Raw genomic sequence first — 19,945 nt, 5'->3', positions numbered from 1 at the left:
TTGCAGAAGCAGCTAAACTGGATGTAGATAAAGACCGTGAAGATGTGATCCAGAACACCATTGCTGCCTACAGCAATCTGTATAAAGCCAAAGCCGCAGTAGCACTGGTACAGGAAAACATCCGTCAGTCGGATGAAAGAGTAAAGGAATTTACCAACAAAGAAAAGAATGGCCTGCTTGCACGTAATGACCTTTTGAAGGCAGAACTGCAACAGTCTAACTACCAGCTGGCATTAATGGACGCCGAAAACAACCTGAAAATCTCCAACCTGAACATGGATATCATGCTGGGTTTACCGGATAACACGGTGATTCAGGTAGACAGTACCGTCTTCAAAGTAGATAACAATGTAGATGGTCGCGGTGTAGCAGAATTTGAACAACTGGCTTATCAGAACCGTAAAGACGCTGCATCACTCAGTGCCCGCGAAAAGGCAGCGGTGGCCGGCGTGAAAGGTGCAAAAGCAGATTATTATCCTTCCCTGGCAGTGACCGGCGGATACATCGCAGCTTATGTGCCTAACCTCATCACCATTACCAACGCAGTAACTGCAGGTGTAGGTGTTAAGTATAATTTATCTTCTCTCTGGAAAACAGGATCAAAAGTAGCAGGTGCTAAAGCCCAGGTGGCCGAAGTACAGGCTAACGAAGCGAAGGTCGCAGATATGATTCACCTGGACGTGTATCAATCTTACGAAAACTACCTCCTGAGCCACAAGAAAATGGACACTTATATTAAGGCGATAGAACAATCAGAAGAAAATTACCGGATCACGAAGAACAAGCATGACAACAACCTGGCTACCACTACAGACCTGCTCGATGCAGATGTGGCTAACCTGCAAACGCACCTGAGCTACGCTTACGCAAAAGCAGATGCACTTGTAGCTTACAACAAACTGTTACAGGCAGCCGGTATACTGGAATCCAACAACAAATAATACGATCAAATAATAAATATCAAAGCTGTGGAAACGCAAACTCAAACAAAACCTACTAACAATATAAACATGCAGGAAACAACCGCGCCTAAAAAGAAAAGCAAAGGGTTCGTCATAGTGCTGGCAGTGCTGGTGCTGGGTGGCGGCGCATTTGGTATCACTAAATACATTCATGGTCAGCACCATGAAGAAACAGATAATGCGCAAATCGATGCTAATGTAAGCCCGGTTATACCCCGTGTATCTGGTTACGTGAAAGAAGTAAGAGTAAAAGATAACCAGATCGTAAAGAAAGGTGATACCCTGGTGATCCTGGATGATCGCGACCTGGCTATCAAAGTACAACAGGCAGAAAACGCCCTTTACGCTGCACAAGCGAACCTGGGCGCTGCAGAAGCTACCACTGTAGCCGCGCAAGCTGGTATCAGCACAGCACAGGCGCAGATCAGCACCATCGATGCACAAATAGCTGCCGCGAAAGTAAACCTCTGGAGAGCCAGCCAGGATTACGATCGGTATGCAAACCTGATCAAAGATCACTCTATTACCCAGCAGGAATTTGAACAGGCTTCTGCAGCCAAACAAACCGCTGAACGTCAGCTGGATGTATTGGCTTCACAGAAAGCGGCTGCCAGTCGTCAGACACACGTCGTAACTTCCCAGAGTGGTGCTACCTCCAAGCAGATTAACGTAGCTAATGCCGGTATCAAACAACGTCAAACCGATGTGGAAGACGCTAAACTGAACCAGTCATATACGGTGATCACTGCTCCTGAAGATGGCGCACTGTCAAAAATCTTCGTACAACCAGGACAGTTTGTAACTGCCGGTCAGTCTTTATTCAGCGTGGTATTGAGCACTACTCCATGGGTAGTAGCCAACTTCAAGGAAACACAGCTGGACAGAATGAAACTGGGTCAGAAAGTAACCATACATATTGATGCTTATCCTGAAAAAGGTCTGGAAGGTAAAGTAACTTCCTTCTCTCCGGCTACAGGTTCTAAAATGGCATTGTTACCTGCGGATAACGCTTCCGGTAACTTCGTAAAAGTGGTACAACGTTTACCAGTGAAAATAGAGTTCGATAATCCGAATGATGAACTGGTAAAACAGTTACGCCCGGGTATGAACGTACTGGTGGACGTGCATCTCAACTAATCATACAAGTGAATAACAATTGATCCGGAGTTAATAATTAATGGAACGGAACCATGCAATTATTAACAGACAGGCGTAATCGATTTAGACAAAATATATCACAACAGAAAGGATCATATTTCGTCATTAATTATTAACTCCGGGTGAATTTGTGCTCATTCAAAATACAAGTGCTGCATGCAACAAGAATCATTGATAGAATACGGCTCGCGCAGGGTGATCATTACGATCACCGCTATATTCTGCGCCTTGCTGGAGATAGTGGATACTACTATCGTAAATGTGGCGTTGAATGACATGCGTGGTAACATGGGCGCTACGCTCAGTGAAATAGGATGGGTGATTACGGCATATGCCATCGGTAACGTAATCATTGTACCGATGACCAGTTGGTTATCACAACAATTTGGCCGTCGTAACTACTTTGCGGCGTCGATTATTATCTTCACTGTTTCCTCCTTCCTTTGCGGTAACGCAACAACGATGTGGGAGCTGATTATATTCCGCTTCATACAAGGTTTAGGTGGTGGTGCATTGTTGGTAACCTCACAAACTATTATCACAGAAAGTTATCCGCCTGAAAAACGCGGGATTGCCCAGGCCATCTATGGTTTAGGGGTGATCATTGGTCCAACTTTAGGACCTCCTTTGGGTGGTTTTATTACAGATAATTACTCCTGGCCTTATATTTTTTACATCAACATTCCAATCGGCGTCATCGCTACACTGCTTACCCTGCAGTTTGTGCGTAGCCCGAAATATGGAGAAAAACGCTCGGTCAGTGAAATCGACTTCCTGGGCATTGGACTCCTGGCATTGATGGTAGGCTCCTTGCAGTTTGTACTGGAGCGCGGACAGGAAGACGACTGGTTTAATGACTCCACCATTACGGCTTTAACGGTCACCAGTGTGTTGGCCCTCTTCTTCTTCATATGGAGGGAGCTGACTTATAAGAATCCGATTGTGGAGTTGCGGGTACTCAAAAACGGGAACCTGCGGGTAGGTACGATCCTGTCGTTTATCATGGGCTTTGGGTTATACGGATCTACGTTTATCATACCCTTATATACACAAGGCTCACTGGGATGGACTGCCACACAATCAGGTATGCTGATGATTCCGGCCGCATTGACAACGGCAGTAATGATGCCATTGATCGGTAAAATGCTGGAGAAAGGTGTACCACAACAATACATGGTGGCCAGCGGAATGTTCCTGTTCTTCGTCTTCTGTTTCTGGGGATATAAGATCATCACACCGGCAGATACCGGCTCTGACGCGTTCTTCTGGATGTTGATTGTACGTGGTATTGGTATGGGTTTACTCTTTATTCCTATCACCACGTTGTCACTCTCCGGTTTGAAAGGACAGCAAATTGGTCAGGGTGCCGCCTTTACAGGTATGATGCGTCAGTTGGGAGGTTCATTCGGCGTAGCGTTGATCACTACGTTTATGGCCCGCCGGAATATGATGCACCGTAGCGACCTGGTAGCGAAACTGGACACCAATAACCCCGATGTTATTAACCGGGTAAATGGTTTACAACACAGCTTCACCGCTAAAGGAATGGATCCTCATCAGGCCCTGAATTCCGGGTATAAGCTGCTGGATTACAGCATCACCAAACAAGCAGCTACATTATCCTATATGGACGTGTTCCTGTACCTGGGCGTGCTATTCCTGATCTGTGTGCCATTTGTACTGATGGTAAAAGCTAAGAAAGCAGTTAAACTGGATCCGTCTGCTATGCACTAACGGAACAGTCATCAACATAAAAATATTGTTGCAATAACAGTGTAACAGTTGTAGGTTTAGGTAAATAAGCCCCGATTTTAATCGGGGCTTTAGTTTTTTCGTGCCAATGCATTAAATTCATAGAAAACCCCCGCTATGGAAACATTTGGTCACGTAAGAATGGTGATAGGATTTATCCTTAGTTTAAGTATTGCGCATCTGCTGAAGGGCACTGCCAAATTTATACAACATCCCAACCGGGAAAAGCCTTACTGGATACATCTTTCCTGGGTATTTTATATTTTTATTCTGCTGATACATTTCTGGTGGTGGGAAATGCCTTTGTATTCCTTAAAAAAATGGACCTTCCCGGAATACATCTTCGTCATATCCTTTATCACTACCTTCTTCCTGCTTTGTGCACTACTGTACCCGGACGATCTGAAGGATTACACCGGCTACCCGGATTATTTTTATTCCCGGCGAAAGTGGTTTTTCGGGGTGCTGGCCTTTTCCTTTGTGGCTGATGTGGTAGATACCTTGTTGAAAGGGGAGATCTACTATCATCATTTTGGCATCGAATATCCGATCCGTAATATCGTGCATGTTGTGCTGTGCCTGTTGGCCATCAGAATCAGTAACCGTACCTTTCATGGTGCGTTGGTACTGATTTTTATCGTGTATGAAATGTCTTATATACTCCGATTGTATTTATCTGCTTAATAATAAAAAGGCAGTTATGGCGATGAGCCGTAACTGCCTTTTTAGCTTGTGAGTTTATCCTTAAAAATTCAAAGCTACTTTTGTAAACAACCGGATGCCGTTGAAGCCCATCTGCACAGCATCCCAGGGGCCGCCGGTTTCCCCGTCGTAGGCCGAGAGTTTAGCGCCGGGTACATAGCCCAGATCCGGATGTACATTAAATACATTATCTGCTCCCAGGAACCAGCTTACGTGGGTAGAGAAACGGAAGCTGGCGTAGAAGTCGGTCGTCATTTTACCTTTGTAGTTAAATTGTTCCGGTACCAGCGTACCGTCTTTATCCAGCGCTACGAGTGGGCTGATGCCCGTACCTTCCAGGTTTGGATCTCCGGGTAAGCCAGTACCTTCTTTGGCAGGATCGCCGGCAAAGCCATAACCAAGCAACACAATTTTACCATAATATGCCAGACGGGTGCCAACACTGAATTTTTTAATGCCATATTCAATATTTAAGCCCAGCTTGGCCGGAGGGGCAGACGCCAGCACAAAATGTTGTTCCCTTTCACTGAAAAATTCATTGCGGTGCAGATAGCTGTCGTTTAATTTATCAGGTACATTGATCTTATCAATATTCATGTGCTGAATATTGCCGGTAAATAATGCACGGAAATGCTGATCGTTCCACTTTTTATTGTAGTCGATGACGAGGTCAAGACCGGTATTGGTGGTGTTTACGGCGTTAGCGAAGAATTGGGCGTTATCAATTCTAAGGTCGTTGAGTGCTTTGAGAAACACGGGATCTAAGGTAGCATCGGATTTATTAAACTGTCCGGATAATACAATTCTGTCTTTCACCTTTACCATATATCCGTCGAGTGTGACGGTCATTTCCGGTATCGGTTTCCAGGAGAATCCCAGACTGGCATTCAGGGATTTTTCCTGTTTCAGTGCAGGTATGCCGGCAGCCAGTGTGATGATATTGCTGTTCGGTGCAATTTTTACTTCCGTGATACGGCCACCCTGTACATTGGTAAACTGGGAGCTGTAGTTGATTTGCTGCAACGAAGGCGCGCGATAACCGGTACTAACGGAACCGCGTATATTAAAATGCGGTGCCGCCTTGTAACGGGCTGCCAGCTTGTAGTTGCTGGTAAAACCGAAGTCGTTGTAGTTCTCAGCGCGGATCGCAGCACCCAGCAGGAACTTTTGTGTAATATCCCATTCCGCATCTACAAATCCGGCAATGTTGGAGCGGTTGGCACTTACCTCGTCTGTAGGGCGGTAGCCAGGAAATCCCTGTGCACCGGTTGCTTTAATAAAGGCAGGATCATAATTTTTCCAGGAGTTTTCATCCCCTGCATATATTTTGTAGTTTTCATAGCGGTATTCTGCACCCAGTGCCAGGTTAAAGCCGGCGCCTATATGTGGAATGTCTTTGGAGAAAGTGAGGTTAGTTGTATTTTGTAAAAAGGAGTAACCACCATCGTTGAAGTGCGTGGGAGTAGTACTTCCCAGCGATGCATTGAAAGTTTTATCTCCATAGAAATGAAAATCATTTCTGCCTAATGTATTACTCAAATCCCATTTCCAGTCATTCTGTGTGCTGCCTCTAACACCAGCGGCCAGCGACACATCCTGTATATGCGTTTGTATATGCGGATTAAAAATCGTGTCCGGCGCGGCGTCCGGCGTAGGAATGCTTTCCATGATATCCGGATAGAAGATCAGGCCGCCTGCAGCATTCGTCGGAAAGCGTTCCGGGTGGCCGCTGAAAGATCTCGTATAGGCGTAAGCGTCGGATGATTTGTAGTTGTAGCCGCCAAAAGCATACACCGTTGTGCTGCTGCTGCCTACCGGTACTTCGAGGTTGATTATACCGCCGCCGGTGGTCACGGAACCATCGCCATGGGCGCGCCTGCCACCATTAATCGGCAGTGCGTCGGCATGGGTAAGATTGGTATCAGACACCTGCCGGAATGTTTTGCCCTGTTTCAGGAAGTTCCCGGAGAAGTTAATAAACCCGCCGTGTTTGCCCAATGCAAGCCCGTAATTGGCGCCAATGGTAATGGTGTTACCGTCTATGGCATTAGCATATTCATACTGCTTTAAATCGCGGTTAAAATAAGTATTGTATTTATGATCATAATAGCCGGCATAGCCGGTGGTAATATTCAGGTGATTAATATCTTTTTTGAGAATGATATTAATCACACCTGCAATGGCATCTGAGCCATACTGTGCAGAGGCACCATCACGGAGTATTTCCACGCGGTCGATGGCCGCTTCCGGAATGGCGTTTAAATCGGTACCGGAATTACCCCGTCCCCTGGTGCCAAATACGGCCACAAAGGCGGTTTGATGGCGTCTTTTGCCATTCACCAGTACCAGTGTCTGATCGGGTCCCAGTCCTCTTAAAGTGGCGAGGTCAATTTGATCGGCGCCGTCGCTGCCACTTTGTTTGTTGTAATTAAAAGAGGGAGCGGCCGCGTTCAGGAGGGATGTTAATTCCATATTGGCGCTGGGTAGCCCGGCCTGGTTTACGTTGATCACGTCTACCGGCACAGGGGTTTCTGTTTTGGCCCGCCCACCGCTACGGGTGCCTACCGATACGATTGGCCCCAGTTCCGCAATCAATGATACCAGTTGTACATCGATTTGCGTTCGCCCATTAACGTTTTGTTGTTGCGGCGTATAGCCGATAGAACTGAATTCCAGGACATCATTGTTGGCGGCGTCCAGGGTGAAAGTACCAGCGGCATTGGTTTGTGTGCCTTTGGCGGCGGATTTAACATGTACGGTAACACCTTCGAGGGGCGCACCTGTACCTGAATCTGTTACTTTACCGCTGATTTTTTGGGTTTGTGCAAAAGCGTAAGAAGCACATAGCAACAGGCTTGCTAAGCAAGGTAGAAGTTTGAGGTTCATATGCAGGCAGTTGTTTCCTGAATTTAATCAAAAAAGCCGGAGATTTGCTTTAAATCCCCGGCCAATTATTCCTGCCTCATATAAGTGTATTGTAAACTATAGCTTTATGCCAGCTTTCTTATAAATAAAACTCAGCAGCCAGGCCGGCCCTATAAGTAAAAACTGCAGGTCCTTGAAAAAGGAAGGTTTGGCACCCTCTATTTTATGCCCGATAAACTGTCCTATCCAGGCCAGCACAAAAATGGCCAGTGCTACCTGCCAGATCACCAGACCGGCAAGGGCAATTGCCCGCCAGAGCCAGAGGCATAGGATGCCAATTACCAGCATGCCGGCTGCCAGGGAAGGGGAGAGCCGCGCGTAATAAATGATCAGCAACAGCAGGGCCACATGCGCTAACGTGATGAGGTAAGTATCCCAGCCAGGTATCGGTAAGGGTACGGCATATAGAAAACCTACTATGCTGAAAAAGATAGCCGGTACACAAATCCAGTGAATCAGTTTGTTGGTATGATTACGGTGGCTACTGCCGTAATCGTCCAGCCATTGGTGGATAGTTTTCATCGTGGACGCAGTTTTTTCGTTGCTCTATTAAAATACGTTAAAAAAAGCATTACTTAACATTTGCGGCGAAATGTTTCACAAATTGCCATCATTATTATCCTCCTCATCTGTCCTAACGGTCATGCCAGTACGTTAATCCTAATCCTGATTTTTTGGCTACCGGTGAAATGTCCAGGTTAGTGGGAAAACGACTTTAGCGGCTGGTGGCGGAAGTAATAAGCAAAGCGAAGGAGAATCCGCCGGGTATGATAAGAAAAATGTGGTTTTGGACATCGTAATTCTGCCATAAATGAGTTGTTATAAGTCCATCGAAAAGAATAGATTTGAATACTTAACTGATAGTATATGGAAACCATTGGATTTATCGGTACCGGTCATCTCGGTTACCCCATCGCAGAAAACCTGCTGAAGGCAGGATATACCGTAAAAATATATAACCGTACCCGTGAGAAGGCGTTGCCGCTGGAGCAGCTGGGCGCCATATTGGTCAACAGTCCGGAGGAGGCTGCGGAGAAAGGGGGAGTGGTGTTGAGTTTGGTGGCAGATGATCCCGCGGTGAAAGCCATTTCCACAGATGCCCTGATACAGGCGTTGGGCGCCGGTGGTATCCACGTGTCTATGAGCACGGTATCGCCGGATGTGTCGAGGGAGCTGGCGGCACTTCACCGGCAGCAGGGGGTTGAATTTGTAACGGCGCCGGTATTTGCCCGTCCGGAAGCAGCAGCAGCTAAAATGGGCAACGCGGTAATTTCTGGAGAAGCGGCCGCCAAAGAAAGGATTAAGCCTTTACTGGAGGCGGGATTTGCGAAAAATATTTTTGACCTGGGAACAGATGCAGGCGCCGCCAATGTATTGAAGCTGATCGGCAACTTTATGATTGCGGGCGCCATTGAGCTGATGGCCGAAGCGTTTGCGCTGGCGGAAAAGAACCATGTAGATCCACGTGTGGCACACGATATGCTCACCAGTACCTTGTTTCAGGGGCCTATCTTCAAAAATTACGGCGCCATGATCCTGGATCGGAAATTTACGGGTAATCCTTCTTTTAGTGCGGCTTTGGGTTTGAAAGACATGGACCTGGTATTGCAAACGGCGCGCAGGTCGTATACGCCGATGCCAATAGCTAACCTGGTACAGTCCAGACTAACGACCATCCTCGCAAAAGATACGCACGATGCGGACTGGATCTCGCTGGCAATGGGAGCGCTGGAGGATGCAGGGATTACGATTTAATAATTGCGCTCAGGAGGGATGGCTCCCTATCAGCATTAACCTTTATCTGCCATGGCTACAGCGGCCGTTTTTTTAACAGGTTGCCGGGCCATGGCATCTTCTCTGTGTAAAGTACCCCAGTCAGAAATATGCTGTAACAGGCTTTCCATGCTCCATCCCAGCGGAGTGAGCTCATATTCTACACGGGGAGGAACTTCAGGATATACAATCCGTTTCACGAGGTGGTCATTTTCCAGTTCTCTTAACTGTAATACCAGTACTCTTTCAGAAATACCGGTAATAGACTTCTTTAACTCATTGTAACGCAATTTTCCATCGAGTAACCGCCACAGTATGCTGGGCTTCCAGCGGCCGCCAATCAACGACAAAGTATAGGCTGTACCGCAGTCACCGCGTAGCTGTCTTTCGTTAATGGCATTGGAAGAATTTTCTTTTCGCATACAATCATTTTTTTCTTTCTTACATAAAGATACATAATGCCTGCTATAGTGCAGGAAACCGCTATCCTTTTGGTAACTCTATACCGACGCAACATAAATAGCACTACGTTTGTTGCATTACTTAAATTTACTAATTATGAAAATTGTTCCACTGCTGGGCAGGATTTTATTTGCCCTCATTTTCCTGATGTCCGGCCTTAATCACCTGATGGGTGCCGGTGCTGATTATGCAGCAGCTGCCGGGGTACCTATGGCTGGCTTTATGGTGCCATTTGCCGGCCTCATTGCGTTGGTGGGTGCCCTGAGCATCCTGCTGGGCTATAAAGTGAAATATGGCGCCTGGCTGATCGTGATCTTCATCATTCCGGTGAGCCTTGCCCTGCATAACTTCTGGACGGTGAAAGATCCCATGCAGCAACAAATGCAAATGGCCATGTTTATGAAAAACGTATCTATTTTAGGTGGCGCCTTGCTGCTGGCTTACTTTGGCCCAGGCCCTTACAGTATTGATAACAGGAAAGTCTAAGCTTTCTTCCAGGCATAGCGAAATACGGATTTCAGATTTCTGCTAACGGATATAGGCGCATACCGCGCAGATACGGTAGCAGGAATCAGTGAGCCGTATTTCTTTTCTACTTTCAGGCTTTAATCACCTGATACACTATCTAGTATATGAAGAAAAGCCTGGTATTATGTATTTTGTTATTTCACCCTTTCATTGCCTGTGACCATCCTGCCACTCCCCAAAAAAAGGCCGACATCATCCATGTCGAAAAAATAACCCCTGATATGGATGTGCTGGCGCGTTACCCCGCGTTACCATTTATTCGCAGTACCCAGGGCCGTTACGAGTTTATGGACGAAAGATACCTGCAATTGTATGAGATCCCGGCAAACTATATGAGCTTTTCCATGGCGGAGGATCAGGTGCACATCAGCAGTATTCATGTGAATATGTTTAAAAAGAAGGAAGATGTAAAGGCCCTGAAAGATAAGCTCACCAAAGCTTATGGCCAGCCAGGCGCCGATTCTGCCAATGATTTTTCTTCTTCCGATGATGAGGAGATGCTCGTATGGAAGAATGGGCAGCAGTCGATAGGACTTTCTACAGAAAAAAACTTTGAAACGGTAGTGGCCCTAACCAAAGAGCCTTCCGTACAAATTTTGTTTGTTACACCAACAGCAATCAATAACTGATGAACAGATTATATACCAGCGCCCTGCTGCTATTGGTACTCGCTGCCAGCAGCTGCCGTCGTCAGCAAATTCAGATCGAACATATACACACCCGGCAACAACTGGATTCGATCATCGCCGTGTTGCCTGCAACAGATGTGAAAATAGATTCTATACCCGTACGTGTCCTGCATATGAAGCTCAAAGGACTATTCACTTACTACGGACAACCCGTTGACCAATTACTGGTATCCACCAAAGATGAGGCACTGACGCAGATTTCTTTTGATACCGAAAAAGGAGCCCGGGACCTCATCCATGCACTCGAAGCCGACAATGGCATCGGAGAGAAACAGTATTCTTCCCCCATATTGAGCTGGAATACTGTGGAAAAGAAAATCGAGTTTGTTATGCCGGATTTTGAAGGCAATCTGCTTACTGTCAGCAATAAAGAAAAAGCATCCATCTCTCTATACTTTAATAATCCGGTCAACAACCGCATTACCAGCATCTATCAATCCCAACATCCATCTTCCAATACTAATAATTATAAAATAGAAGTGGACAACGACGAATGTGGTTACCGTATTTATGTGAATGGCTTTTTAGCCCTGGACCATCCGGGTGCCCGCACGATGGGTGTTACCGCAGATATTAACTCCTACCTGGTGAAAGGCAGGCAGCAACAGATGACGGTAGAACTGTTGCCGGGTAAGGATTTTGATGGCAATGCCCGCAAGCAGCTGCACCTGGAATCAGTAGTGCATGTGACCATGACGAGGTGGAGTGAAAACTCCTGTCAGTCGCCGGTGGTACTGGATTTTCGCACACCGTATGCAGATACCAGTCTGCGTACAGGTGCACATTCTTCCCGTTATACCCGTGTATCGAAATTTGCCGGTCAGCCGGTGGCACGTACGACTAATACGTTTGAAATACCCCCTGTGCCGTATGAACTGCCCTGCTATGCTACTGCTACAGATATCCGAAACATACCGGATGCAAAAGAGAAAATCCTCGCACATTATCGCAAACTGAAAGACGCTTACGAGAAAAAAGATCCGCAGCAACTGGAAAATTTACTCTTCCCGTTGGAACAGAATAAACAAATGGCCTGGTATCAGTTTAAAGCAACAGACGGACAAACAGCGTGGGCCAACATCCTGGAGAAAGCGCAGGCCAGTACCGGCGCCCATCTGGATGATAACGTTCTGCTGTACATCACACCGGATGGCCGTTTCGCTAAATTATTACCTTCTGAAAATAGCGACAACCCTGCATTCTATCTCGAAGATGCGGACAAAATTTATCCACTGGATTATTATGTTGCTATCAATAAAAACGGAGCAGTACAATTCGCTGTGAATTAATCGCCCATTAACTATATTATACATGACGTTTACTATACGCATCACGCTCATCGCACTGGTTATGATCGCTGGCAGTGCCTGCAAATCGAAGCAGCCCCCTTCTGCCGAAGTACTTGCATTTGTAAAAACATTCGACGGGAAAACACTGACGGAAGCCAGAGAAATGCTCCACGCAGAAAGCGAAAGAGTCAGCAGCTTCATCGACTTTATGAAAAGCTTCGACAAAGAAAGCCCTAAAAGTTTTAAACCCGAAGAAGAGGAGTTTGATAAACCCTTTCAATTAACCCCGGCCACCGAATATGCAGCGAAGTATGCCGCTTACTTCGAGGGCATCGGTTTCCAACAAAGCATGGAAGTGCCTAATAGCACTGTAGCCACTGATGGTCCATTCCGTAGCAATAGCGACTTTTCTGGTCTTGATGCGCCGGACTTTACTACAACGAAAATATTTTTTCATGACGGCAGTATCGACACGAAGCCGTATGCGATAGACGCTTCCACTACTATTCCCGGGGTGAAAACCATGGATAGTATTTTAGCCGATGTGCGTTACAGTTATCCTGTCAAAATCTCTGTGCTCACGCTGGATGAACAACACGACAAGCTCACCTACAAAGGTGCCGAAATAAAGATTGATAAAATGGGTGATAACCGCGTAAGGTTATTGATGGGAGATAGTGCCTTCAGGGATTATATCCATGTAGAAGCGCTGAATAAAGATGGTAAACCATTGGACTATACCGGCAGAAACAGCGGCGTTAATAGTCCCGATGATATGAACCGGCTTCTGGTGAATTTCAGTAAAACATTAAAAGGACTGATCAGCAAACTGGATAAAGGCCGTTTTAAAGATATCGACGCCCTGCAAAAAGAAATAGCCGCTGAAATGCCCGATGGGTCACCATTTGATGAAGGTCACAACGGCTATACAGAAGGATATTACAAAGGGAATGTGGTGAAAGTAAAGGTATACATGGCAGATGTTCACCACATAGAAACAACGCAACTGACCCTTAAAAACCTGGAACCTAACTACGCTGGTCTGTTTTTAACGAAGGATGGAAAGAGTGGTAATTATGGCTTTACTGATGGGAGTGGTGCATTTGTAATTCCAGCTACCTACAAGAAATTATCGCAGTTGAATCCTTACTTTTTTGCGAACGAGGATTATAATGGGTATTACTACTATCGCCTGGATACCGGCAGGCGCCAATTGGTGAAGGTGGATTATGTGGTAAAAGAACTGACTTCACAGCTGGCTACTGTAAATAAAGAAGGAGCCGCTAACGCTATGGGCGTGATGGATGGCAATGGCAATATGATCATACCTATGGGATATGATGATATTTATCTGGATCCGGTGGAACCGATATTGTTTGCCAATAAAACAGATGCAGACAAACCATATGAAGGGATTAATACCCTGTATACCTGCAGTGGACAGCTGTTGTCCCCTGACTCGTATTACACTGCCGGAGGCACCTTTCATAGCGGGCTTTTGCTGGTGATCGATCACGCACGTAAGATTTATTTCATCGACAATAAAGGAAAGAAAGCCATTGACCTGAACGGCTATGTAGATGCAGAACCTTTCTCCGACGGGCTGGCACGGGTAAGAGTGACAGATGGAAAATATGGTTTTATCAATACCTCGGGTAAGCTGGTGATTCCATGCATCTATACCGACGCATCGACGACATTCAGCGAAGGTATAGCTATGGTGCGCAGGGACAATAAGGGCGACGCTGAATCCGGGTTGATTAATACAAAAAATGAAACGGTACTTCCTTTCAGAAAAGCGTCGTCTACTTATGAATCTGGCGCGGGTGTGAAAAGGGAGTATACGATTGATGGTATAAAGTACAATGCGAAAGGAGAGGAGATAAAAGAGTAGTTTGTCTTTCCCAGGATGATACTGATTTAGATGATTTTCCAGATTTTGTTTTACAGGATTTCAAAAAAGATTAGCGAAGATAGCAACATATACCAGCTGTTATCTTCGCTAATCTTTTTTGAAATCCTGTAAAATCAAAAAAACAAAATCTGGAAAATCATCTAAATCAGTATAATCCTGAACAAAGACAAAATCCGCGGCATTACTCTGCCTTCCTGTCAACCTCCTGTTTCTTCGCCACGTCTTCCAGTAATTTCAGGCCGAGCAGTCCGCTGATAGGGCCGTTGGCGCCATCGCCGCCGCTGATCAGCACATCCGGCATAATGCGGATGTTTTGTGCACCGATGGCTTCCATTACTTTCAGTTGTGTAAAGTTGTTGCCACCCATGGCTTCTACGGCCAGTTTGTAGGACTCCGCGCTGGACTGACCGATGGCCAGGATCTTTTCTGCTTCTGCTTTACCGGTGAGGGCAATTTTTTCAGCGTCGGCTTTCGCGATCCATTCGGTACGTTCGGCTTCTGCTTTGGCGAGCAGTCTTACTTTTTCCGCTTCACCACCTGCCAGTAATTTCATACGATCACTTTCCGCATTTGCCTGCAGGCGTACGCTATTGGCGTCACCGGTAGCTTTCTTTACAGAGGCGTCTGCATGTCTTTCAGCGATCCAAACACCCTGGTCGGCTTTTACGATTTCTTTCTGCATTTCTGCAATCGCTGTTTCTTTTTCGAGCGACTGCCGCGTTTCCTGTGCCAGTCTTTCCGTATCGTAGGTGATCTTTTGTTCTTCCGCTATTTTACGGTCTGTCAGTGTTTTCATCAGCGTTTCGGGCGGAACGATGTCACCAATGAGGGTATCTACGCCGAACACATTATACTGATCGAGTACCTGTCCGATATGATCTTTCGCAGAGGTTTGTCTTTCCTTACGACTGGTGAGGAAGCTGATCACATCAGAGCCCTGTGCCGAGTTACGGAAATAGTTACCGATGGTAGGTTCCAGTACCTGTGTTACGAGGTTGCTCATATTACCGAAGCGGGCAATTACTTTAGGGGCTTCATTGGTAGGGATATGAATGATCTGGGCAACGTCGAGGTTAAAGGTAAAACCGTCGCGGCTTCTCACGGTGATAGTCGACAGGTTTTTATCCAGCTGGTGGGCTTCACTTCTGGCGGAGGCCCAGTTCAGTACCAGGTTGGTGGTAGGCACCAGTTCTACCTTCATGATGTAGGGATTTACCGGGTATTTACCGGGTCCCAGGGGCTCTGCCCATACACCTTTGGTACCTTTGGCCACGATGTTGCCATGTTTAAATTCCGCGCCGCTGATGTCAACGCCGTCGTTACCTACGAAGGAGATGACTACGCCTACGTGTCCGATGGCAATTTCTGTCATCTTTACCATTTCCAGTTTGGCAAACCAGGGGTTGATGAAGTAGGAGCCGGCCAGTATAACCTGTTCCTGTAGTCCTTTGTAGCCGCCTTTATCGAGGAAAGCGTCTACATCCTGGAAGTTGTTGTGCTTTTCGATGGTTTTACCTGCAATGGAGCCGGTTTCGATGGCTTGTCCTTCGAGGGTGGTAACGATTCCCACTGCGTTGTCGGGGATAGACAGCATATCGGTGATTTCCACCTCAAAGAGGAAGGTATTGATACGATAAGATCCCGGCGTGATAATGGCTGTCTGGCGTCCTTTGCGGCCACCATTCTGCAGGAATGCTACCGCATCCTGGAAGGAGTCGCAGGCCACCTTACGGGCCAGGATGGAACCTGTTTCCAGTTCCGATCCGTCTTTCGCCAGTACCAGTCCGATTTTGCCGGTAGGGATAATGGTAAAGGGCTGAAAAGCTACGCTGTATTGCCAGATCCATTTCCAGAAGTATACGCCGGGTGCCAGGGTTTGCGCCTGGAAACCTGCTTCGCCGTTAGAGGCCAGGATGCGGCCTTCGGGAAGTTCCTGCTTGCCCAGGAGTACGAACTTTTTGGTGACCAGGCCGATGCGGTCTTCCGGTACAATTACAACGCCAAAGCATATACGAAGAATTACCTTGTAGAGCAATAAGCATAGCAGGGGCACGCCAATGAGCACGGCCCATTTGATAACAGTGTTTTCCATTGTTGGGTTGTTGTTAATGAATGTTTAGGTAAATGTGTTGGTACGGTGCATAGCAATGCTGCAGACGGACATGTCTGATCAGTATTTGGGCCATGCAGTCGTATTTCAGAATGGGGGAGGAGAAGTATTAAAATTTGTGGCGATGTATGCTATCAGAATGTTGTTGCCGGAGCAATTGTCAGATTCCATTGTAGAATTGAATTACGATGTAAAAGTGATGATTATTTTTCATCCGTCAAAATATTTCAAATAGAATTCTTTTGAAAAGGGTGGCTGTTTTTTTGATTTTTCAAAAAACGCCCTATATTGGGATCAGTTTGACCATTTTTCACGTGCTAAAACGATTTTTCTGAGCGAATCAACCAATATTTTTTTATATTTGTTTAGGTTAAACGATTTAGCAAACATTCTATCTTGAATTTTTATGAAGAATTCCACGGCGTTAGGAATAGATATTGGCGGCTCTCATATCACCGCAGCTTTAGTCGATCTGAGTACAAGGTCTATCGTAGAAGGTTCATGGAACCGCACCCGTATTGACTCACATGGTGAGGCGGCTGAAATTATATCGTCCTGGTCGGCAGTGATCCGCGAGGTATTTGCCAAAGCACCGGCAGGCGTTAAGCATATAGGTATTGGCATGCCAGGCCCCTTCGATTATGAACAAGGGATCAGCCTGATGCTCGGGCAGCATAAATATGATGCCCTGTACAAACTGAACGTAAAAGAATTGCTGGCAGCGCAGCTGGGTATTCAGCCGGAGCAAATCCGTTTCATTAATGATGCGGGCTGTTTCCTGCAGGGCGAAGTATACAGCGGCGCCGGCAGAAACTACGAAACGGTGATTGGTCTTACACTGGGCACCGGCTTAGGGTCCGCCATCTATCGCGATGGGGTGGCCAACGATGCCGGCCGCTGGTGTTCCCCGTTTAAAGACGGCATGGCGGAAGACTATTTATCTACCCGTTGGTTTGTAAAACGCTACCAGGAAGTAAGCGGTGAAACCGTACCGGATGTAAAGGCATTAGTAGCTCGTATAGCCGTTGACGGTAGTATACAGGAACTATTTAATGAATTTGCTACCAACCTGGGAACCTTACTGGTTGACTTTGTACAAGACGAACAACCCGAAGCCATTGTGATTGGCGGTAACATAGCCAACGCGGCTGACCTCTTTTTCCCATTGCTGAAAGAGATTCTGCAAAAACATGACATCAATATTCCGCTGGTGATTGCCAGTTTAGGTGAGGCTGCCGCCCTGATTGGCGCTGCCAGCCTTTGGCATGAATTTCAGGAGGCATAACGCGAGTTTTTGTCTTCGTTCAGGATTATAGTGATTTAGATGATTTTCCAGATTTTGTTTTTATGATTTTGGAGGATTAAAAAAGATTTGGGTAGATATAAGCGACAGTTGCTAATATCTACCCAAATCTTTTTTAATCCTGTAAAACAAAAATCTGGAAAATCATCTAAATCACTATAATCCTGAACGAAGACAAAAATCCGCTTTATGCTTTACGCTTTTTGATTTATATTGGCTGCATCAACCACTTCTAAATACATTCTGTTTGAAAGACCGGTCTATTACAGCCAATAATATTTTGTGGGAAAGCATCATCGATGGTGATCAGGAAGCCTACAGGGAATTATATGAGCTGTTTGCAGAGATGCTGTACCGGTATGGATTGCGTTATATACAGGATCCTGCCACTATAAAAGACTGTATACAGGACCTTTTCACAGACCTGTACCACTACCGGCGAAATCTATCTCCCAAAGTAAATATCCGCTACTACCTGCTCCGGTCATTCCGCCGCAAAATACATGTGGTCGTTAAAAAGAATGCGGTGATGAAACTCAGCAACGATGCGGAGGCGTATTTTTCCATCACCTATGAACCGGATGTGGAAGAACAAATCATCGCTGCAGAACAACAACAGCAAATGCTGCTGCTGCTGGCACAGGAACTGAATGCCTTACCTGCCCGGCAAAAGGAGGTGTTGTTCCTGAAATTTAACTGCAACCTCTCTTATGAGGAAGTAGCAGGTATTATGAAAATAAATGTTCCTACCTGCCGTACACTGGCCTACAGAGCCTTCCGGCAACTCCGTACCAATTTGGAGAAAATGCCCATACTCCCCCTGCTTATTTTATTAATGTCCTGGCTCTCTCAAAAAAATAATTAAAAAAAATTGCTTTCCGGAGTCTATGTTGGGTCTGTTTGCTTCTCTTTATAGCAAATACCTGTATGAAGCCCGGCCAACAACCACCGAAACTGGAAGATTTACTTGGCAATGACCTGCCACCACAAGATGCTGATCCTGCGCAACTGGAGCTGGCTGCGGCGGTGCAGCATATGGTCACGGGTGCCGGCAATGAAGTATGGGACCCCGCTGATAAGGAATTGCTATGGCAGGATATTGCTGTTCACCTGGTGCCTCAGTCTTTCCGTTACCGCTACCTGTTTCTCAAAATAGCTGCGGCAGTATTGTTACTACTGGCCGTTGGCAGCTGGTGGTACTGGCCACGGCCACATTCCGCACTGGTGCAGTTTGCGCAGCAACAGGTCCCCCTGGAACGTGCCGCAGATACCCGCCTGATCCTGGGACAAAACAAATCGGTAGTGGTCAAAGGAAAAAATTCTTCCCTGATATATGCCGGTGGTGGCGCCGGTGTTACCATTAACGCCGATAGCACCGCTATTCCGGCTGATCTGTATAATACCCTGTTGGTACCTTATGGCCGCCGCTCCCGCGTGCAGCTGGAAGACGGTACGGTGGTCCTTCTGAACGCCGGATCAAGGCTTGTATACCCTGCCGCTTTTAAGGATCATAAAAGAGAAGTATACCTGGAAGGAGAGGCTTTCTTCGACATCGCTCCCAATGCACAGTCACCATTTTTCGTATATGCGTCCGGGATAGAAACAGAAGTACTCGGTACCACCTTTAATGTATCGGCATACCGGGACGATGCACAGCAAAACGTAGTGCTGGTATCGGGAAGTGTACGCCTGCACCTGCCGGAACATGGCCTGTTTGGCAAATCTGCACAAGTGCTGCAACCCTCGGAGATGGCCACCGTTAATGCCCAAGGAGGAGACCTGCAGGTGGACCGGGTAAATACGACTGCCTATACTGCCTGGAAAGATGGACGCCTGCTGTTTTTCCGCACACCAATGAAAGATATCCTGAAAAAATTAACGCGATACTATAATATACAATTGGACCTTGCATCAACACAGCCCGGACTGGAAACCTGTTCCGGCGACCTTGTCCTGGCAGAAAACCTTGACGACGTACTCGAAGTCATCTGCGTCACCAACTCGCTGCGCTATGAGCGCCACGGAACGCGCATTGTAGTAAAAGAGAAAGAGTAATAACAATACATATCACCAAAAAAAACCGGAAGATGGTGGAACATCTTCCGGTGGCACTGCCCCGCCGGAAGCGGGGACGGGCTTGTCTTTTTGTTTAACGAAAAAAAACATAGTGAAGTTATGAAAAAAATCTATGCACAATGGCGCGTGCCGCCAGGCAAAGCTTTTGCCGCTAAATTACTTAGAACAATGAAGCTCACTGTAATTTTGCTATTCACCGGTATCCTCGGTATCTCTGCCAACGGCAGATCACAGGACAATCACCTGACGGTGAAACTACACCAGGGTACTTTGCCACAACTGTTCAGCCAGATCCAGTCCC

General features: G+C 46.5%; 18 protein-coding genes. 14 read left to right on the top strand and 4 right to left on the bottom strand.

Annotated elements, in window-relative coordinates; genetic code table 11:
• From VIP81_RS15975 to VIP81_RS15960, 4 genes are all read left to right on the top strand, one after another.
• Window positions 1-941 (top strand): TolC family protein (locus VIP81_RS15975; RefSeq protein ID WP_331962749.1); only part of this gene is annotated, 941 nt, incomplete at its 5' end.
• A gap of 27 nt (window positions 942-968) precedes the next feature.
• Window positions 969-2,099 carry an HlyD family secretion protein gene (locus tag VIP81_RS15970; protein ID WP_331962746.1) on the top strand — a complete coding sequence of 377 codons (1,131 nt, stop codon included), beginning with the start codon at window positions 969-971 and terminating at the stop codon, window positions 2,097-2,099.
• Between the two features lie 177 nt (window positions 2,100-2,276).
• Window positions 2,277-3,854, top strand: coding sequence for a DHA2 family efflux MFS transporter permease subunit (locus VIP81_RS15965; protein WP_331962743.1), 1,578 nt, complete (start codon window positions 2,277-2,279; stop codon window positions 3,852-3,854).
• 135 nt (window positions 3,855-3,989) lie between these two features.
• Window positions 3,990-4,556: a hypothetical protein gene (locus VIP81_RS15960; RefSeq protein ID WP_331962740.1), complete on the top strand. Its 567-nt coding sequence runs from the start codon at window positions 3,990-3,992 to the stop codon at window positions 4,554-4,556.
• A gap of 60 nt (window positions 4,557-4,616) precedes the next feature.
• Here the strand turns inward: VIP81_RS15960 and VIP81_RS15955 are convergent, their stop codons facing one another.
• Window positions 4,617-7,460: a TonB-dependent receptor gene (locus VIP81_RS15955; protein ID WP_331962737.1), complete on the bottom strand. Its 2,844-nt coding sequence runs from the start codon at window positions 7,458-7,460 to the stop codon at window positions 4,617-4,619.
• 96 nt (window positions 7,461-7,556) lie between these two features.
• Complete coding sequence (locus VIP81_RS15950; protein WP_331962734.1) at window positions 7,557-8,021, bottom strand: DUF962 domain-containing protein; 465 nt, start codon at window positions 8,019-8,021, stop codon at window positions 7,557-7,559.
• A 345-nt stretch (window positions 8,022-8,366) separates the two neighbouring features.
• On the opposite strand from VIP81_RS15950, the gene VIP81_RS15945 reads away from it, so the two are divergent.
• Window positions 8,367-9,254, top strand: coding sequence for an NAD(P)-dependent oxidoreductase (locus VIP81_RS15945; RefSeq protein ID WP_331962731.1), 888 nt, complete (start codon window positions 8,367-8,369; stop codon window positions 9,252-9,254).
• 35 nt (window positions 9,255-9,289) lie between these two features.
• Here the strand turns inward: VIP81_RS15945 and VIP81_RS15940 are convergent, their stop codons facing one another.
• Window positions 9,290-9,694, bottom strand: a complete 405-nt coding sequence (locus VIP81_RS15940; RefSeq protein ID WP_331962728.1) for a helix-turn-helix domain-containing protein — start codon at window positions 9,692-9,694, stop codon at window positions 9,290-9,292.
• A 136-nt stretch (window positions 9,695-9,830) separates the two neighbouring features.
• On the opposite strand from VIP81_RS15940, the gene VIP81_RS15935 reads away from it, so the two are divergent.
• The 4 genes from VIP81_RS15935 to VIP81_RS15920 all read left to right on the top strand — a co-directional run bounded on the left by VIP81_RS15935 (window position 9,831) and on the right by VIP81_RS15920 (window position 14,134).
• The gene (locus VIP81_RS15935) at window positions 9,831-10,220 is read left to right on the top strand and encodes a DoxX family protein (RefSeq protein WP_331962725.1); all 390 of its coding nucleotides are present in this window, start codon (window positions 9,831-9,833) and stop codon (window positions 10,218-10,220) included.
• Between the two features lie 146 nt (window positions 10,221-10,366).
• The gene (locus tag VIP81_RS15930) at window positions 10,367-10,891 is read left to right on the top strand and encodes a hypothetical protein (protein ID WP_331962722.1); all 525 of its coding nucleotides are present in this window, start codon (window positions 10,367-10,369) and stop codon (window positions 10,889-10,891) included.
• Complete coding sequence (locus VIP81_RS15925) at window positions 10,891-12,240, top strand: hypothetical protein (protein WP_331962719.1); 1,350 nt, start codon at window positions 10,891-10,893, stop codon at window positions 12,238-12,240. The genes VIP81_RS15930 and VIP81_RS15925 overlap by 1 nt, the downstream gene beginning before the upstream one ends.
• A gap of 22 nt (window positions 12,241-12,262) precedes the next feature.
• Window positions 12,263-14,134 carry a WG repeat-containing protein gene (locus VIP81_RS15920; RefSeq protein ID WP_331962716.1) on the top strand — a complete coding sequence of 624 codons (1,872 nt, stop codon included), beginning with the start codon at window positions 12,263-12,265 and terminating at the stop codon, window positions 14,132-14,134.
• 202 nt (window positions 14,135-14,336) lie between these two features.
• Here VIP81_RS15920 and VIP81_RS15915 read toward each other — a convergent pair whose 3' ends face one another.
• The gene (locus VIP81_RS15915; RefSeq protein WP_331962714.1) at window positions 14,337-16,247 is read right to left on the bottom strand and encodes an SPFH domain-containing protein; all 1,911 of its coding nucleotides are present in this window, start codon (window positions 16,245-16,247) and stop codon (window positions 14,337-14,339) included.
• A gap of 70 nt (window positions 16,248-16,317) precedes the next feature.
• On the opposite strand from VIP81_RS15915, the gene VIP81_RS15910 reads away from it, so the two are divergent.
• The 5 genes from VIP81_RS15910 to VIP81_RS15890 form a co-directional block, all read left to right on the top strand.
• Window positions 16,318-16,500 (top strand): hypothetical protein, encoded by a 183-nt coding sequence (locus VIP81_RS15910; RefSeq protein ID WP_331962711.1) that lies wholly within the window; start codon window positions 16,318-16,320, stop codon window positions 16,498-16,500.
• A 171-nt stretch (window positions 16,501-16,671) separates the two neighbouring features.
• Window positions 16,672-17,550, top strand: coding sequence for an ROK family protein (locus VIP81_RS15905; RefSeq protein WP_331962708.1), 879 nt, complete (start codon window positions 16,672-16,674; stop codon window positions 17,548-17,550).
• Window positions 17,551-17,815: 265 nt separating this feature from the next.
• Window positions 17,816-18,433 carry a sigma-70 family RNA polymerase sigma factor gene (locus VIP81_RS15900; protein WP_331962705.1) on the top strand — a complete coding sequence of 206 codons (618 nt, stop codon included), beginning with the start codon at window positions 17,816-17,818 and terminating at the stop codon, window positions 18,431-18,433.
• 62 nt (window positions 18,434-18,495) lie between these two features.
• Window positions 18,496-19,623 (top strand): FecR family protein, encoded by a 1,128-nt coding sequence (locus tag VIP81_RS15895; protein WP_331962702.1) that lies wholly within the window; start codon window positions 18,496-18,498, stop codon window positions 19,621-19,623.
• A gap of 120 nt (window positions 19,624-19,743) precedes the next feature.
• Window positions 19,744-19,945: hypothetical protein (locus VIP81_RS15890; protein ID WP_331962699.1), on the top strand; the 202-nt coding region annotated here is incomplete at its 3' end.

It is taken from the genome of Chitinophaga sp. (genome assembly GCF_036566945.1).
Lineage (GTDB): Bacteria > Bacteroidota > Bacteroidia > Chitinophagales > Chitinophagaceae > Chitinophaga.
The sequence above is the reverse complement of the archived record's forward strand: the minus strand, read 5'-3'. Positions and strand labels throughout refer to the sequence as shown.

Excerpts from the sequence above, each read along its gene's own strand:
- VIP81_RS15965 (WP_331962743.1), top strand. The coding sequence starts at position 2,277 with ATGCAACAAGAATCATTGATAGAATACGGCTCGCGCAGGGTGATCATT.
- VIP81_RS15960 (WP_331962740.1), top strand. The coding sequence starts at position 3,990 with ATGGAAACATTTGGTCACGTAAGAATGGTGATAGGATTTATCCTTAGT.
- VIP81_RS15955 (WP_331962737.1), bottom strand. The coding sequence starts at position 7,460 with ATGAACCTCAAACTTCTACCTTGCTTAGCAAGCCTGTTGCTATGTGCT.
- VIP81_RS15950 (WP_331962734.1), bottom strand. The coding sequence starts at position 8,021 with ATGAAAACTATCCACCAATGGCTGGACGATTACGGCAGTAGCCACCGT.
- VIP81_RS15945 (WP_331962731.1), top strand. The coding sequence starts at position 8,367 with ATGGAAACCATTGGATTTATCGGTACCGGTCATCTCGGTTACCCCATC.
- VIP81_RS15940 (WP_331962728.1), bottom strand. The coding sequence starts at position 9,694 with ATGCGAAAAGAAAATTCTTCCAATGCCATTAACGAAAGACAGCTACGC.
- VIP81_RS15935 (WP_331962725.1), top strand. The coding sequence starts at position 9,831 with ATGAAAATTGTTCCACTGCTGGGCAGGATTTTATTTGCCCTCATTTTC.
- VIP81_RS15930 (WP_331962722.1), top strand. The coding sequence starts at position 10,367 with ATGAAGAAAAGCCTGGTATTATGTATTTTGTTATTTCACCCTTTCATT.
- VIP81_RS15925 (WP_331962719.1), top strand. The coding sequence starts at position 10,891 with ATGAACAGATTATATACCAGCGCCCTGCTGCTATTGGTACTCGCTGCC.
- VIP81_RS15920 (WP_331962716.1), top strand. The coding sequence starts at position 12,263 with ATGACGTTTACTATACGCATCACGCTCATCGCACTGGTTATGATCGCT.
- VIP81_RS15915 (WP_331962714.1), bottom strand. The coding sequence starts at position 16,247 with ATGGAAAACACTGTTATCAAATGGGCCGTGCTCATTGGCGTGCCCCTG.
- VIP81_RS15910 (WP_331962711.1), top strand. The coding sequence starts at position 16,318 with ATGTCTGATCAGTATTTGGGCCATGCAGTCGTATTTCAGAATGGGGGA.
- VIP81_RS15905 (WP_331962708.1), top strand. The coding sequence starts at position 16,672 with ATGAAGAATTCCACGGCGTTAGGAATAGATATTGGCGGCTCTCATATC.
- VIP81_RS15895 (WP_331962702.1), top strand. The coding sequence starts at position 18,496 with ATGAAGCCCGGCCAACAACCACCGAAACTGGAAGATTTACTTGGCAAT.